The 15664-nt window shown below is 40.0% G+C and carries 16 protein-coding genes; 15 read left to right on the top strand and 1 reads right to left on the bottom strand.

Annotated elements, in window-relative coordinates:
- Nucleotides 1–8: 8 nt before the first annotated feature.
- The 7 genes from FMM05_RS07375 to FMM05_RS07345 all read left to right on the top strand — a co-directional run bounded on the left by FMM05_RS07375 (nt 9) and on the right by FMM05_RS07345 (nt 7094).
- The gene (locus tag FMM05_RS07375; protein ID WP_143372704.1) at nt 9–1529 is read left to right on the top strand and encodes a RagB/SusD family nutrient uptake outer membrane protein; all 1521 of its coding nucleotides are present in this window, start codon (nt 9–11) and stop codon (nt 1527–1529) included.
- 19 nt (nt 1530–1548) lie between these two features.
- Nucleotides 1549–2385: a hypothetical protein gene (locus FMM05_RS07370; RefSeq protein WP_143372703.1), complete on the top strand. Its 837-nt coding sequence runs from the start codon at nt 1549–1551 to the stop codon at nt 2383–2385.
- Nucleotides 2386–2503: 118 nt separating this feature from the next.
- Complete coding sequence (locus FMM05_RS07365; protein ID WP_143372702.1) at nt 2504–4483, top strand: putative porin; 1980 nt, start codon at nt 2504–2506, stop codon at nt 4481–4483.
- A gap of 78 nt (nt 4484–4561) precedes the next feature.
- Nucleotides 4562–5923, top strand: a complete 1362-nt coding sequence (locus FMM05_RS07360; protein WP_143372701.1) for a pyridoxal-phosphate dependent enzyme — start codon at nt 4562–4564, stop codon at nt 5921–5923.
- A 100-nt stretch (nt 5924–6023) separates the two neighbouring features.
- The gene (locus FMM05_RS07355) at nt 6024–6536 is read left to right on the top strand and encodes a 3'-5' exonuclease (RefSeq protein ID WP_143372700.1); all 513 of its coding nucleotides are present in this window, start codon (nt 6024–6026) and stop codon (nt 6534–6536) included.
- A gap of 49 nt (nt 6537–6585) precedes the next feature.
- Nucleotides 6586–6807 (top strand): hypothetical protein, encoded by a 222-nt coding sequence (locus FMM05_RS07350; RefSeq protein WP_143372699.1) that lies wholly within the window; start codon nt 6586–6588, stop codon nt 6805–6807.
- A complete protein-coding gene (locus FMM05_RS07345; protein ID WP_143372698.1) occupies nt 6807–7094 on the top strand; it encodes a type II toxin-antitoxin system RelE/ParE family toxin in 288 nt (95 codons plus the stop codon). Before FMM05_RS07350 ends, FMM05_RS07345 begins: the two co-directional genes overlap by 1 nt.
- Nucleotides 7095–7100: 6 nt before the next feature.
- On the opposite strand, the gene FMM05_RS07340 is transcribed toward FMM05_RS07345, so the two are convergent.
- Nucleotides 7101–8771, bottom strand: a complete 1671-nt coding sequence (locus tag FMM05_RS07340; RefSeq protein ID WP_221932255.1) for a GLPGLI family protein — start codon at nt 8769–8771, stop codon at nt 7101–7103.
- Between the two features lie 67 nt (nt 8772–8838).
- On the opposite strand from FMM05_RS07340, the gene FMM05_RS07335 reads away from it, so the two are divergent.
- The 8 genes from FMM05_RS07335 to hpf all read left to right on the top strand — a co-directional run bounded on the left by FMM05_RS07335 (nt 8839) and on the right by hpf (nt 15623).
- A complete protein-coding gene (locus FMM05_RS07335; protein ID WP_143372697.1) occupies nt 8839–10107 on the top strand; it encodes a DUF2851 family protein in 1269 nt (422 codons plus the stop codon).
- Nucleotides 10108–10176: 69 nt separating this feature from the next.
- A complete protein-coding gene (locus FMM05_RS07330) occupies nt 10177–10404 on the top strand; it encodes a PspC domain-containing protein (RefSeq protein ID WP_143372696.1) in 228 nt (75 codons plus the stop codon).
- Between the two features lie 46 nt (nt 10405–10450).
- A complete protein-coding gene (locus tag FMM05_RS07325) occupies nt 10451–11350 on the top strand; it encodes a helix-hairpin-helix domain-containing protein (protein ID WP_143372695.1) in 900 nt (299 codons plus the stop codon).
- A gap of 16 nt (nt 11351–11366) precedes the next feature.
- Nucleotides 11367–12509 carry an acyl-CoA dehydrogenase family protein gene (locus FMM05_RS07320; protein ID WP_143372694.1) on the top strand — a complete coding sequence of 381 codons (1143 nt, stop codon included), beginning with the start codon at nt 11367–11369 and terminating at the stop codon, nt 12507–12509.
- Nucleotides 12510–12674: 165 nt separating this feature from the next.
- The gene (locus FMM05_RS07315) at nt 12675–14051 is read left to right on the top strand and encodes an alpha-amylase (protein WP_235894375.1); all 1377 of its coding nucleotides are present in this window, start codon (nt 12675–12677) and stop codon (nt 14049–14051) included.
- A 75-nt stretch (nt 14052–14126) separates the two neighbouring features.
- Nucleotides 14127–14321, top strand: coding sequence for a 30S ribosomal protein S21 (gene rpsU, locus FMM05_RS07310; RefSeq protein ID WP_143372692.1), 195 nt, complete (start codon nt 14127–14129; stop codon nt 14319–14321).
- Between the two features lie 70 nt (nt 14322–14391).
- Complete coding sequence (locus tag FMM05_RS07305) at nt 14392–15294, top strand: tyrosine-type recombinase/integrase (protein WP_143372691.1); 903 nt, start codon at nt 14392–14394, stop codon at nt 15292–15294.
- Nucleotides 15295–15320: 26 nt separating this feature from the next.
- On the top strand, nt 15321–15623 hold the full coding sequence (gene hpf, locus FMM05_RS07300; protein WP_143372690.1) for a ribosome hibernation-promoting factor, HPF/YfiA family: 303 nt from the start codon (nt 15321–15323) through the stop codon (nt 15621–15623).
- Nucleotides 15624–15664 lie beyond the last annotated feature (41 nt).

Here is a 15664-nt window from a genome sequence, read left to right as displayed (position 1 = left end):
AAAATTATATGAAAAATTTAAAGAAGATATTTTTACTAACGTTGATTGCAGGAGCTATATACTCTTGTGATGATGCTTACGAAATTATACAGCCGGGAGAATATGCCGAAGATGTTGCTATATTAACCCTTGCAGATATGAATTTAGCTCTGTCTGAGGTATATGATAATATATCAGGCGAAGATATTATTGGTTTTACAAGTGTTTTTACCGATGAAGCGGCTATAGGTAACGAAAATGGAGGACAAAACCTTGATGAGTATAGATTCCAGGTTTTTGCTAATAACGGTTATGCAAGTAGCATTTGGTTAGATAACTACAGGGTTATTAACTACGCTAACAGGCTTATTGAAGCTTCTGATAATGTTGTGTTAGATACATTAGCAGATGATTTTGAAGATCAGTTACAAGAGAAAACAAGGATTTTAACTGAAGCTCGCGTTATAAGAGCTTTCAGCCACTTCCAGTTATTAACTTACTTTTCTACAGATCTTAAAAATGACAGCGCTTTAGGTGTTATTTTAATGGATCACGTTCCATCTTCACCACCAAACCTTGAGCAATTGCCAAGGTCTACAAATGGAGAATTGTTTGCATTTATTGATCAGGATCTTGATTATGCTCAGGAAAATTTTAGTACACTTGCAAATAATGGTGTAGTACTTATTAAACCACAATTTATCTTAGGTTTAAGGGCTCGTATTGCTGCATACCGCGGTTTATACCCAGAGGCGCTTGCTTATGCACAGCAAACTTTGGATATTGTTCAGGGTAATGGCCTGGTTACTGGAGAAACTTTAACAGCAGCCACCACTGCCTATAGGGGTGTTTGGACAGATACTAACATTGTTTCAGAAGTTATATTTACATTAACAAGGCCTACAGGTAAAACCGGTATTGTAGGTAACTGGTTTTTTAATGGTGCTTCTTTAGCTGGTGGTCCTTTCCTTGATATGAGCAGGTCTCTTTACAATCAGCTTGTAGAAAATAACGACGTTAGATTGAGGGTTTTTGTTGATAATTCAAGTCTTATAGCAGAAGATTACACTACTGTGTTTGATTATAAAAATGCCGATGTAATAGTTATTGATAAATATCCCGGTAATACTGCGCAAAACCTGCCGTTAAATAACAATATTAAAGTAATGAGGTTTGTAGAAATGCACTTTATTAAAGCAGAGGCACAGGTTGCTGCCGGTGATTTAGCAGGTGCTCTAACTACAATTAATTTTGTTAGGGAAAAAAGGAAAGCAACTGCTTTGCCTGCATTTGAGAATGCACAACAAGCATGGAAAGCTATCCTTGATGAAAGAAGGATGGAACTTAGTTTTGAAGGCCACCGTTATATCGATCTTAAGCGTTTAGGTACTCTTGCAGGTGTTCCGGGTGTTCAAAGGTATACCAGAGATTGTACTCCTTATTCATCTTGCGATCTTCCTGTAACTGATTACAGGTTTACTTTGCCAATTCCTTTGGATGAGCTTAACGGTAACGCGGCTATAAGGTCACAACAAAATCCTGGCTATTAATCTTAATTAAAAAAATAACATGAAAAATATTTTTTATAAACTTGGCTTGGTGTGTGTTTTTGCTGCTGCTTTAACAAGCTGTGATGAAGACAGGGTTTCACTAAACCCGGATAACGGTACTAACTTGTGGTCTTTTAATGAGGCTGCTTCAGATTTAGCAGTTGGCACTGAAACTTTTACCGATACTATTGAAGTAGGTGTTACATCTCGTGCTGATGTGGATAGGACAATCCCTATTAATATTGATGCGACTTCTACAGCTACAACTGCGCAATATACTATCGAACCTGCAACTCTTGTTATTCCTGCTGGCGAATTTATTGGTAAAATCGTTCTACAAGGTAACCTTGCTAATATTCCTGATGGAGAAACTCTACAGTTAATTTTAACTTTAGATCAGTCTCAGGTTCAGATTCTTGATGAAAAAAGTTTCCACATCGTAAGTATCTTCAGGTCTTGTCCTACAGATCTTGCAGGAACTTACAGTGTAACTACGGTATATGGTTTCCATGATTTCCTTGCAGAATACCCTCAAAACACTATGACTGTTGAGGTTACTGATGCATCGGGTGATAATAATTATAAAGTGCTGGATTTCACAGGAGGTTTATATTCTACAGGTCCTTATGCTACAAACTATGGTACTAATACTGCTCCTGCGGCACAAAGGGATCTTACCTTTAATGTAAGCTGTGGTAGCATTTCTTGGTCTGGTGAAGTAGATCCGTGGGGAGATGTTGTTCCTACCGCAGGTGCTGTTAACTCTTATAATGAACAAACAGGTGTAATCACTATTTCGTGGACAGCTGTTGGTTATGGAGAAAATGGTGTTTCTGTATACACTCCGCAACAATAATTAAACTATTTATTTGTTTATATAGCAGGGCTGCCTTTTGGCAGCCCTGCTTTTTGTTGTCTATACTATAGTATACTTTTTATCAAAAGATATATCTTTGCCCTAGTTATACTTGCATATGCTGAAAAATATTGGAATAATTGTTTTATTGTTATTACCGGAGATTTTATTTTCACAGGTTCGCCCTGAAAAAAAAGTGCGTTCTTCTGGTAACATTGCTAACAATGTACAGAGTTTGCCTGATCGTAGTACAGGTTCAAAAAAAGATACGATAACTTCGGCAGCAGATACTATTGCTACTATAGATATGTACAAAATTATCACGCTACAACGTGATACCATCCTTGTGGACACTACCTTAACCATACAAAAGGAATATGAAGTAAATTATTTAAAGAGGGATAATTTCGGGCTATTGGCTTTTCCTAATGATGGGCAAACCTATAATGTGCTTGATTATGGATTAACCAAATTTAATCCCTTTCCGGAGTTTGGTTTTACAGCTAAACATTCGGCATACGAACGTGTAGATGATATTAATTATTATGAAGTTGCAACACCATACACTGATTTAATGTATAGGTCGGTCCAGCGGCAGGGGCAAATATTAAGCGCGCTATTCACGGTTAATACATCGCCCAACCTTAACCTTTTTGTGGGTTACAAAGGTGTCAGATCTATCGGTAAGTATATTAATGCCAGGTCCAGCAACGGTAACTTTAAAATCGGTGGGAGCTATAATACAAAAGACAAACGTTATTTTTTAAAACTGCATTTTACAGGTCAGGATTTTACAAATCAGGAAAATGGTGGTATTATAGATACTAATTTGTTTGATACGGGCGACCCCTTATATACCGACAGGGAAAAACTGGACGTTTATTTTAGAGATGCTGAATCGTTTTTAAAGGGTAACCGTTATTTTATAGACCACACATTTAGGTTAAGTAAAAGCAATCCTAACAGCCTGGTGTTTCATCACCAGTTTAATTTTGAGAATGAGTATTTTACTTTCACACAGCCTACTGTTAGCAGCAAGTTTGGGGAGGCCTACACAACATCTATTGATAATAAAACGCGATACAATAGGATGTACAACCTTATTGGGGCTGCTTACGCTAATAAAACCATAGGTACTATTGAATTTTACCTTGAAGATTTTAAGTATAATTACTTTTATTATACAACAGTTTTAAATAGTGGCGGAGTGGTAGCCATACCCAATGCTTTAAACGACAGGATTGATAATTATGGAGCCCGTTATACGTACCATAAAGATAAGTGGAAGGGTACTGCGTTAATTTCAAATTCTATTACCGACCAGTCCTTAACAAATATCGACTTGCAGGCACGATACAGTTTTGATGAACAGAATGTAATTTCGGTCCTTTATCAAAATATGAACAAGCTTCCCAATCATAATTATAACCTTTACCAAAGTGATTATAAATTTTACAATTGGTCTAATAATTTTAATAACGAAAAAATTAATAGTCTGGAAGTTGAAGCAAAAACCAAATGGGCAACTGCATCATTACAATACACTATTTTAAAAGATCATCTTTATTTTAGCAATGACTGGGCAGGTAGCGAGGATACATCTGTTTACGATTCGTTAATGGTAAGCCCAAAGCAATATGCCGGTACCATTAACTACCTGTCGTTAAAAGTAAGTAAAGAATTTAAATGGTGGAAGCTGGCATTGGATAATACACTTTTATACCAAAATGTGGAGCAGACTGATAACATACTTAATGTACCAAGCTTTGTAACCCGTAATACACTTTACTATACCGACCATTTATTTAAAAGGGCATTGCTTATACAAACCGGATTTACGTTTCAGTATTTTTCTAAATATTACGGCAACGATTATAATCCATTGCTTGGTGAGTTTTATGTTCAGGATAATAAGAAATTTGGCGATTTTCCTATGATCGATTTTTTTCTTAATATGAAGATACAGGAGTTTAGGCTATTCTTAAAAGCAGAGCATTTTAATTCCAGCTTTACCGGCTATAACTATTATTCGGCACCCAATACGCCGTACAGGGATTTCACTGTGCGCTTTGGTATCGTGTGGAATTTCTTCTCGTAATAGCATTTAACTATTTTATTAAAGCTATAACTAATATCTTTGCATAACGTATTGGCAACGGCCATAACCTTATTTTAAATGAAATACGCAAAAAATATACTAGAAACTATTGGCAATACGCCAATGGTAAAATTAAATAAGTTAACCGCAGGTATAGATGCACTTGTGCTTGCCAAGGTAGAAACATTTAATCCCGGCAATTCGGTTAAAGATCGTATGGCGGTTAAAATGATTGAGGACGCCGAAGCAGATGGCCGACTTAAACCGGGCGGAACAATTATAGAAGGTACATCGGGCAATACCGGCATGGGCCTTGCCCTTGGTGCTATTGTAAAGGGTTATAAGCTTGTTTGTGTAATATCTGACAAGCAGAGCAAAGAAAAGATGGATATATTGCGTGCCGTAGGCGCAAGGGTAGTGGTTTGCCCTACCGATGTAGAGCCTACCGATCCGCGTTCGTATTATTCGGTTTCCAAACGTCTTGCCCAGGAAACACCTAACTCTTGGTACGTAAACCAATATGATAACTTAAGCAACACCGCTGCGCATTATGAACAAACCGGCCCGGAAATTTGGGAACAGACCGAGGGCAAAATAACGCATTTTGTAGTAGGCGTGGGTACGGGAGGAACGATTAGCGGTGTGGCGAAATATTTAAAAGAACGCAACCCTGATGTTAAAATATGGGGTATAGATACTTATGGATCGGTATTTAAAAAATACCATGAAACGGGTATTTTTGATGAGAACGAAATTTACTCATATGTTACCGAGGGTATAGGCGAGGACATCCTTCCTAAAAACGTTGACTTTTCGCTTATTGATGGCTTTACCAAAGTAACCGATAAGGATGCAGCTGTGTATACAAGAAGGCTGGCGCTGGAAGAAGGTATCTTTGTGGGTAACTCGGCCGGAGCTGCCATTAAAGGTGTGCTGCAGCTTAAAGAGCATTTTAAGCCGGAAGACGTGGTTGTGGTATTATTCCACGATAGTGGCAGCCGATATGTAGGTAAAATGTTTAACGACGACTGGATGCGTGAGCGGGGTTACCTGGATGATGAGATAACTAAAGCCGAAGACCTTATTAAAGACCATAGCGATAAGCCACTTATTGTGGTGCGTACCGAAGAACTGGTTAGCCACGCTATCGACAGGCTTCGTAAATATAAAATATCACAAATTCCGGTTATAGATGTAGAAGGCTTTGTAGGTTCTATTGATGAAACCGACTTGTTTAGGAGCTACGTTGAAGATAAAGATATTGCCGAGAAGCCTATTAAAGATATTATGGGCAAACCATACCCAATTGTTCAGGCCAATACTTCGATAGAAGAAATTTCTAAACTTATCAATAAAGACAATCAGGCTGTGTTGGTAGATTTGGGCGATGGAAGGCACCATATTATTACCAAGCACGATATTATCAGTTCTATTAAATAATAGGCTCAAATAATTACTTAACCCTGCTTAACGGCAGGGTTTGTTATTTATGGTGGTTTGCTAATTTCTTTATATATTTGAAACTTAATGCAATTGATTGATGACGTTTACTGCCATAGATTTTGAAACTGCCACAGGATACAGCCACAGCGCCTGCGCTGTTGGAATTATTACCGTTGAAGACGGGATAATTACCGAAGAATACCACACGCTTATTCAACCGCCCGAGAATGAATATTGGTATCGTAATATTATGGTGCACGGTATTAAGCCTGCCGATACGTTACGGGTGCCTACTTTTGATACACTGTTCCCTGAAATTCATAAGCGCCTTTTCGGCAGGAAAATAGTTGCCCATAACGAAGCTTTTGACCGTGGCGTACTTGCTAAGACCATGCGATATTACGGACTCTATTATGATGAACTGGAAATTGCCGATAAGTGGGAATGTACCGTAAAAATATACCGCGCCAAAGGATATAAGCCGGCAAATCTGCGTGCGTGCTGCGACCGCCACGACATTGAGCTAAACCACCACGAAGCACTTTCAGATGCCCGCGCCTGCGCTAAGTTGTATTTACTGCATGATGGACAGGTAAAGCTTAAAGTGTAAAAGTTTATTTTAGATATTATATTTCGTAAATTAGCTAAAAAGTCAGATTATGAAAATTGTACTTTCGCTTGATGAAAATAATGAAAAGGCTAAGGCTTTTTTAAATTTTATACAAACACTTGATTTTATTCGCCTTGAAAAAAACGATGATTTGCCTCAATGGCAAAAAGATAGGCTTGATGTTTATTTAGAAGAACATCAAAACGGTACGGCTGAATATACTGATTGGAATAGCGTAAAAAAAACACTATTTGATAAGTTTGGTTCTTAATGGGGTATTCTATAAAAATTAGAAAGAGAGCATTAATTGAGATTGAACAATCTGCTGAATGGTTTAAGCAAAAAAAGCTTGGACTCGAAATAGAATTTTTAAGAGATTTAGATGCAACAATAACATTAGTTCAAAAAAATCCTGAGAACTTTCAAGTCAGATATAAAGATGTCAGAGTAAAATTTCTTAAGAAATTTGAGTTCGGTATTCATTATATATTAGACAACAGTACCATTCATATACTATCCGTATTTCATACAAGCCGCTCTCCCGAAGATTGGGAATAACAACAGTTACTCCCTCCCCAATAAAACCCCGGATATATTCCATGCGCTAAAGTTAGTGCCTTCGGGTGCACCCATAGGTATGGTAATGGTTATGATGTGCCCTCCGGCTTTTAAATCGCCTAAGTCTATATATTCCGGATTGGTAACCGTGCCTGGACACCAGTTGCTTCGGCTGTAATCGGATGACGACAATCCATTCTCAAAGTTACCCGATGCCGGATTATAAAGCCGGTAGGTGCCACAGTCCTGCCTCCAGGGTACAAATGCAAAAGCCGTTTTACCATCGAGTGTAATCGTGTTCTTTTTGGGTAGGTATTCATCGCCGTTTTCCCAGCCACCGTGGCCGGTAGTAATATAACGTAAGCGGGCATTTTTAAGGTCTTTCTGCAACGTAAAATGTACCTCCAAACCTTTAGGCGAACTAAATAGCATGCCGTATTCCTGTCCGGCCATCTCCATAACATTAACCGTGTTAAATAGCGGTAGCACGGTAGTGTCTTTATTGTACTGAACCTCGTCTTTATGGATGGTTAGGTTCATGCTGATCTTATGGCCGCCTTTATCATAATTGCCTATAAACACACCCACCCAAACTTCTTTATTACTGAATGACGGTGCAAGCTCTGATATATCCTGGCGGTACGGCACTGCCTCCTGCCATGTTTTGTCTTTTAATTGTAGGTAATTGTATTGCTTAACGCCAAACGGGGTAAAGAAACGCATGAGTTCTAAAAGAGGCATGTAACCCGTAACTTTTGCAATGCCCTGGTATTTTTTGCCATTACCGTTATCATAAAGCGGTAGTTTATTTACGCCGTTTTTAAGTCCGTCTAAAAAGGATTGTTTCTCACCTTGGGGAATGATGAATACTGAACCCGTACGATCGTAAGCATCGCCGTTAGATTGCTCGGTGAGGTCTACAAAAACCTGGTTGCCGGGTTTAATTTCGGGGAAATTTATTTTTCTAAGGATAACGGTTCCGTTAGCAAACCGAACTACACTGTCGTTGGATGCTGATTCGCCCGAAAAGTTAATCACTTCATCTTTAAAAACGCTAATGGTTGTAAAACGCGATTTCCAAAGCTGGTCGCGGTAGCTAAGAGCATCGGTAATTTTTATGCCGGATGGTATGGTATAATGCGTTTTGCCATCTTTAAGTTTTTCAACCTTAGTGGCGGTTACAACAAAGTTATTGTTGCGAACGGTCTCTAATACAAGTCCTAATCCTATGCCTAAAACGCTGGGTGCGCCTTTAATGCCTAAATCGTTTGTGTACCAAATTTCAATAGTATTGGAATTTATTACAGTTTTCGCCTTATGGCATGTATAGCCCAAAATTGTTTTGGTATCGGGCAATAATTCAAGCTGCTGCTTTTTTATTGAGGTGCTGTCCTTAGTGCTTATAAATTTGCCTGTACCCAATTCTGCTAACTGAATATACGATTCATCACTATGGCTTACAACAGTTTGTTCGGCAGGCAAGATAGCCTTCTTTGCTAAAATAGCAGTGCTGGTTATCATTGTTTTGTTAATGTCGGAGAAAATAACCACAGGATTATCAGCATCAGTAACTCTGCCTAAATACGATTTTTGGTAGGTTACTTTTATAGCTTTGGGCTGTTTTTGGGCAAAACATAATAAAGGCAGGGCAAGCAGTAAGGCAATAAATGTTTTCATGCAGCAAATATAAGGAGTTTAGAATTATCTGAAATTTATGTACATTAGTCCACCGCTATATAAGGCTATGAAAGAGGATTTTCTTCACTACATCTGGCAGTTTAAAAAGTTCAACGTGCAGGGTTTAACCACTGTGCAGGGCGATGATGTGCAAATCGTTAATGCGGGGCAATACCTTCAACTGGCAGGCCCGGACTTCTTTAACGCCCAGATTATTATAGGCGGCCAAAAGTGGGCGGGCAATGTAGAGATCCACATAAAATCGTCTGACTGGTACCTGCACAACCATGAGCGCGACAGTAATTATGATAGCGTGATACTGCATGTGGTTTGGGAACATGACATTGAGGTGATGCGTAAAGACAATTCAGAAATACCCGTTTTAGAGCTTAAGCACTACGTTGACCCTAAGGTGCTTGAAAACTACAATACCCTTGCTGTGGCTAAGACATGGATTTACTGCGAGAAAGAACTGGAGCACATGAACAGTTTTGTGATAGAGAACTGGAAGGAACGCCTGTTCTTTGAGCGCCTGGAGCGTAAGGCCCAACCCATCTTGCAACTGGCAAAAGAGACAAATGGCGACTGGGAAGCGGTACTATTTTGCTTTTTAGCAAAGAACTTTGGACTCAATACCAATGGTGAAGTGTTTTTCAATGTAGCTAAATCATTGCCATTTAGTATTGTACGTAAAGAAAGTTTTGAGCCTGAGAATATCGAAGCTTTGCTTATGGGCAGGGCAGGGATTTTAAACGGGGAGTTTGAAGATGTGTATGCTAAAGACCTACAGGCACGTTATCAATACATTACATATAAACATAGGTTGGAGCCGGTGCATATAGATAGTGTAGAATATTTTAAACATCGCCCGGATAATTTTCCTACAATTAGGCTGTCGCAACTGGGGCAATTGTACCATATATTTCACAATTTGTTTTCGAAATTGATCGTTGCGACCACTTTTGCCGAGTTGTATGCGCTGTTTAATATTTCGGCAGCGCCGTATTGGAATACCCATTACCGTTTTGATAAGGAAAGTCCAAAAAAACGTAAGGGCCTTTCAACATCGTTTATAGACCTGTTGGTCATCAACACGATCATCCCGTTTAAATTTGCCTATGCCAAAAGCATGGGTAAAGACAATACCGAGGAGCTGATTAACTTTATGCGCCAGGCAGCCCCGGAAAAGAACGCCATTATAGATAAGTTCCGTAGTTTTAAGATAGCACCGCAGTCGGCTTATGATACACAGTCGCTCCTTCAGCTTAAAAATGAGTACTGCAATCATAAACGATGTATGCAATGCGCCTTAGGCTTAGAGCTTTTAAAAAGATAATTGCTAACTTTGTATTTAGGGACTGAGTGAGAACTTTAAACCTGAAACTTTAAACCTGAAACTACATAGATGTCCCTGATAACCAACATAAGGCACTTTTTTGAAAAGCACGGCTTTGAAGTAGCCTCACGCTTTGCCGATAAGCTGGGCATGCGTGCCACTAACGTGCGCCTGTTTTTTATATACATAACCTTTGTAACCGCAGGGTTATGGTTTGGGGTATACCTAACGCTGGCCTTCTGGCTAAAGCTAAAAGACATGATATACACCAAACGTAGTTCGGTTTTTGATCTATAGTGATATCTGACAATCCAACAATCTAAAAATCTAAGCATCTTCCTAAATGCCCCTATCACAATTTTTTTACCGCTTTACAAAAAGCCAGCGAAAAGGCATTATGGCATTGTGCCTGGTTATCATAATGGTGCAGGTGTTTTACTTTGTGACATCCCGGTATGATCTTTCATCGGAAGCACAACAATCTCAGGCTGAAAAAGAATGGCTTGCCCATCAAACTGAAATTGATGCGCTAAAAGCAAAACAGGGCAGTAAAGAATACAAGCTTTACCCGTTTAATCCCAATTACATATCCGATTATAGAGGTTATATGCTGGGTATGACCGTGGCGCAGATAGACCGTTTGCATGCCTTTCATAAAAGCGGAAAATTCATTAACACAGCTGCCGATTTTCAAAAAGTAACGGGAGTGCATGATAGCGTGCTGAATAAAATATCCCCATATTTTAAATTTCCCGGCTGGGTTAATAAAAAGCAGCCGGACCAACAATATGCTTCTGCTGAAAAGCAAACCAATACCTATCCTGATAAAAAAGAAGCCGTTAAACCGGCTTTGGATATCAACACTGCGGTAGAGGAAGACCTTGTTGCCGTATATGGCATAGGGCCCGCTTTTGCTAAAAAGATACTGCGCCGCCGTGCCGATCTTGGTGCTTTTGTAAGCATGGATCAGATGGAAGACTTTAAAGATTTTTCGCCTGAAGCTATTGCCGGATTAAAGAAAATTTTTTTGGTTAATGCTAACCCACGGGTTACTACAATTAATGTAAACACCGCGTCATTACAGCAATTAACGCGATTTCCTTACTTTAATCGCGATATTGCAAAAGCCATCATTACACAACGCAGTATGACGGGTAAAATCGTTAATTTTGACGAATTGTCAAAAATTAATGATATTTTTAATTATAAGTCAAAAATAATTCGCTTATATTTGGAATTCTAAAAATTAAGCAGTTAAAATGAACTTTGATTATAATGAAACGCAAAACATGATCGCCGAATCGATCAGGGAGTTTGCAGAAAAGAATATCCGTCCTAACATTATGGAGTGGGACGAGAGCCAGCATTTTCCGGTAGATTTATTTAAACAACTTGGCGAGATGGGCTATATGGGTGTACTCGTTCCGGAAGAATATGGTGGCTCCGGCCTTGGCTACCACGAATACATTACCGTTATTGAGGAGATATCTAAAGTAGATCCTTCAATTGGGTTATCGGTAGCGGCACACAATTCGCTTTGTACCAATCACATTTTAACCTTCGGTAACGAAGAACAAAAAAAGAAATGGCTGCCTAAGCTTGCCACGGCCGAACATATTGGTGCGTGGGGCCTTACAGAGCATAACACCGGTAGCGATGCAGGCGGTATGAACACCACTGCCGTTAAAGATGGCGACCATTGGGTTGTTAACGGAGCCAAGAACTTTATTACACATGCCAAATCGGGCGACATTGCCGTAGTAATTGTGCGCACCGGCGATAAAGGCGACTCCCGCGGTATGACCGCTTTTGTATTTGAAAAAGGAATGCCGGGCTTTAGCAGCGGCAAGAAAGAAAATAAATTAGGCATGCGCGCCAGCGAAACTGCCGAGCTTGTATTTGATAATTGCCGCATACCCGATGCCAACAGGCTGGGCGAAGTAGGCGAGGGCTTTATACAGGCAATGAAAGTTCTGGATGGCGGGCGTATATCTATCGGCGCATTGTCGTTGGGTATTGCTAAAGGCGCTTATGAAGCGGCCCTTAAATACTCTAAAGAACGCCACCAGTTTGGCCAGCCAATAAGCAGTTTTCAGGGTATTGCCTTTAAACTTGCCGATATGGCTACTGAGATTGAAGCATCAGAGCTTTTACTGCACAAAGCGGCGTTTCTTAAAAACAACCATAAACCCGTTACACTGGCAGGTGCAATGGGCAAAATGTACTCATCTGAAGTATGTGTAAAAGTGGCTAACGAAGCCGTGCAAATTCATGGTGGCTACGGCTATACTAAAGATTATCCTGTAGAGAAATTTTACAGGGATGCAAAATTATGTACTATTGGCGAGGGTACAACCGAGATTCAGAAGCTTGTAATTTCGCGTAACTTGCTTAAAGACTAATATTTAAATCTTAACTAACTCAACTTTGGGGCTTTCTGCTTAGGCAGGAGGCCTTTTTTGTTTTACTTATCAACACTATAACGTTGTAGTGGTGTTGTGATTATCGAATCGGTAATTTTGAATATGTTTTTTTATAAATTAGGTAGAAACCAATCCCTTTTATTTATGAAATACATATTTACAATGGCAGCTGCTGCATTTTTGCTGTGGGGCTGCGCAAACGAGATGGAGGTGGCGCCTCAGGCTGCTGAAAATCCTCAAAGTGTTGCTGACACTACTAATTTTAATAACCCTATGCATGCGGCACGCTCGGCAGGTACAAAGGTTATGATGCAGGCCTTTTACTGGGATGTTCCCGGTAGCGGTACCTGGTGGAATACAATATCGGGCAAAGTACCGTCGTGGGCAAGCGCGGGTATCGATGCTATATGGCTGCCACCGGCAACTAAAGGGCAGAGTGGGGGCTACTCTATGGGTTATGACCCGTTTGATTATTTTGATTTTGGAAATTACAATCAAATGGGCAGCACCGAGACGCGTTTTGGTTCGCTTGCCGAAATACAGTCGCTCATTACAACAGCGCACAATAACGACCTGAGTGTAATTGCCGATATTGTAGTAAACCATTGCAGCGGCGGTGCATCGCAGGCTAACCCCTACACGGGCAGCAACACCTACACTAACTTTCAGCCGGCATCTGGGCTGTTTGCACGTTCGTATAACGATTTCCATCCCAATAATGTACATGCATCTGATGCGGGAACCTTTGGCGGTTTCCCGGATTTGTGCCATGATAAAACCTGGGTGCAGGACTGGCTATACAACAACAGTAACTCAATAGCTAAGTACTACAAGAACACTATGGGCTTTGATGGCTGGCGCTTTGATATGGTAAAAGGTTTTGAACCCTGGGTGGTTAAAAATTTTAAAAATGCCGTAGGCGGCTTTACAGTGGGCGAATATTGGGACGGTAATGCCGCCACGCTAGAAACCTGGGCCAATAGTGCCGAGGCTAGCGCGTTCGATTTTGCCTGCTACTATAAAATGCGCGATGCCCTTGCCAATAACGACCTTACCCAGCTTAACGGCGATATGCTGCTTAAACGCAACGCTTACCGTGCTGTAACTTTTGTGGCAAACCATGATACCGATGAGATTTACACTAATAAAATACTGGCCTATGCCTATATTTTAACTCACGAGGGCTACCCGTGTATCTTTTACAGGGATTATGAAGAGTGGCTGGACAAGAATAAGCTCAACAACCTTATCTGGATACACAATAACAAAGCCTTTGGCAACACTACATATTTATTTGCAGATAATGATGAGTATGTAGCACGCCGCAACGGTGCTCCGGGTATAATTGTATATATTAATAACAGTAACTCGTGGCAGGAGCGCTGGGTAGATACCAACTGGGCAAGCACCACTATTAAAGATTATACCGGCAGCTCTACTTGGGAGCCTGTAACGCAGGGTGATACCTGGGTAAAAGTACAGGCACCGCCACACGGGTACACCATTTGGTCGCCAAAATAAAATTGTATAATAATTTTGGTGGGTATAAAAAATAGTTATAAGTTTGCACCCTTAACGAGAGGAGGTGTTATACTTATGTTGATTATACCAATTAAAGACGGAGAAAATATCGATAGGGCGCTTAAGCGTTACAAACGTAAATTCGACAAAACCGGAACTGTGCGTCAGCTTAGGAGCCGTACGGCTTTCACGAAGCCATCTGTTAAAAGAAGAGCTCAAGTACAAAAAGCAGCCTACATACAAGGATTAAGGGACTCTGTAGAGAACTAATTAATTTCTTAGGTTTTTAAAATATTACCGTTAGCAGCAAAAGTTTATCTTTGCTGTTAACGGTTTTTTTATGGCAAATAGCAAAGAGGCATACCGCGATTACCTTCACAAGGAAAAAAATTATTCCCTGTTAACCCTGCGTGCTTATTTAGATGATGTAACTGCATTTGAGGTCTTTATACAGCAGCACGACGATGGCGCTACGCTGGAAGAGGTTAATTACAGCCAGGTACGCAGCTGGATCGTAGCGCTTGTAGAGGCTGGTATAGCCAATACATCGGTTAACCGAAAAATGTCTTCTCTAAAATCATTCTACAAATTTTTGCTTAAGTCTAAGCAAATAGAGATCAACCCGCTGCAAAAACACAAGTCACTTAAAACTGAGAAAAAGGTGCAGGTGCCGTTCTCGGAAAAAGAATTGCTGGATGTTATCGATTTTAATGACTATCCTGATGATTTTGAGGGTATCCGTAACCGCCTTATTATTGAGTTGCTGTACACTACCGGTATGCGTCGTGCAGAACTTATTGGTTTAACCCTGGCAAGTTACGACAGGGCAGGTAAAACCCTAAAGGTGTTGGGTAAGCGCAACAAAGAGCGTATATTGCCGGTGCTGGATTGCACTGCGGTGCTTGTTGATAAGTATCTTGATAAAAAACGGGAGCTTGGTGCGGTTGCAAACACCGATATGTTAATTGTGAGTTTGCAGGGCAAAAAAATAAGCGAATCTTTTGTGTACAGGTTAATAAATAGTTACTTTAGTATTGTCTCCGGTAAGGTAAAAAAGAGCCCACACGTTTTGCGGCACACTTTTGCAACACACTTATTAAACAACGGGGCCGATTTAAATTCAGTAAAGGAGTTACTGGGTCACGCGAGTTTATCATCTACACAAATATATACCCACAGCAGTCTTGCCGAACTAAAAAAGGTGTATAAGGATGCGCACCCGCGTAACCAGGGTAAATCCTAAATGTTAAACCATAAAACGTTTTTATTATGAAAGTAAATGTTCATGCAGTTAACTTTAATGTTGACAGGAAATTGGTTGGCTATGTTCAGGAAAGATTGGATAGGCTTGAAAAGTATTATGACAAGGTTGTAAACTCTGATGTGTACTTTAAACTGGATAATACGAGTGAGAAACAGAATAAGATCGCTGAAATTAAGCTAATCGTCCCGGGGGATGAATTTATAGTAAAAAAACAATGTAAAACATTTGAAGAGGCGGTAGAGCTCGCGGCAGATTCTATGGAGCGCTTGCTAATGAAAAGAAAACAAAAAATCAGGGCGCATTCTTAATTTAAAATTTTTTTAGGAAAATGTTTTGATTAAAAAATAAA

Source organism: Flavobacterium zepuense, from assembly GCF_007097145.1.
In the GTDB taxonomy this organism is placed as follows: domain Bacteria; phylum Bacteroidota; class Bacteroidia; order Flavobacteriales; family Flavobacteriaceae; genus Flavobacterium; species Flavobacterium zepuense.
Note: the sequence above shows the minus strand (reverse complement) of the source record. Positions and strands in the feature narration are given on the sequence as shown.

Bases quoted from the DNA above. Each gene is read 5' to 3' on its own strand.
- FMM05_RS07375 (WP_143372704.1), top strand. From the start codon at position 9: ATGAAAAATTTAAAGAAGATATTTTTACTAACGTTGATTGCAGGAGCT.
- FMM05_RS07370 (WP_143372703.1), top strand. From the start codon at position 1,549: ATGAAAAATATTTTTTATAAACTTGGCTTGGTGTGTGTTTTTGCTGCT.
- FMM05_RS07365 (WP_143372702.1), top strand. From the start codon at position 2,504: ATGCTGAAAAATATTGGAATAATTGTTTTATTGTTATTACCGGAGATT.
- FMM05_RS07360 (WP_143372701.1), top strand. From the start codon at position 4,562: ATGAAATACGCAAAAAATATACTAGAAACTATTGGCAATACGCCAATG.
- FMM05_RS07355 (WP_143372700.1), top strand. From the start codon at position 6,024: ATGACGTTTACTGCCATAGATTTTGAAACTGCCACAGGATACAGCCAC.
- FMM05_RS07350 (WP_143372699.1), top strand. From the start codon at position 6,586: ATGAAAATTGTACTTTCGCTTGATGAAAATAATGAAAAGGCTAAGGCT.
- FMM05_RS07345 (WP_143372698.1), top strand. From the start codon at position 6,807: ATGGGGTATTCTATAAAAATTAGAAAGAGAGCATTAATTGAGATTGAA.
- FMM05_RS07340 (WP_221932255.1), bottom strand. From the start codon at position 8,771: ATGAAAACATTTATTGCCTTACTGCTTGCCCTGCCTTTATTATGTTTT.
- FMM05_RS07335 (WP_143372697.1), top strand. From the start codon at position 8,839: ATGAAAGAGGATTTTCTTCACTACATCTGGCAGTTTAAAAAGTTCAAC.
- FMM05_RS07330 (WP_143372696.1), top strand. From the start codon at position 10,177: ATGTCCCTGATAACCAACATAAGGCACTTTTTTGAAAAGCACGGCTTT.
- FMM05_RS07325 (WP_143372695.1), top strand. From the start codon at position 10,451: ATGCCCCTATCACAATTTTTTTACCGCTTTACAAAAAGCCAGCGAAAA.
- FMM05_RS07320 (WP_143372694.1), top strand. From the start codon at position 11,367: ATGAACTTTGATTATAATGAAACGCAAAACATGATCGCCGAATCGATC.
- FMM05_RS07315 (WP_235894375.1), top strand. From the start codon at position 12,675: ATGAAATACATATTTACAATGGCAGCTGCTGCATTTTTGCTGTGGGGC.
- rpsU (WP_143372692.1), top strand. From the start codon at position 14,127: ATGTTGATTATACCAATTAAAGACGGAGAAAATATCGATAGGGCGCTT.
- FMM05_RS07305 (WP_143372691.1), top strand. From the start codon at position 14,392: ATGGCAAATAGCAAAGAGGCATACCGCGATTACCTTCACAAGGAAAAA.
- hpf (WP_143372690.1), top strand. From the start codon at position 15,321: ATGAAAGTAAATGTTCATGCAGTTAACTTTAATGTTGACAGGAAATTG.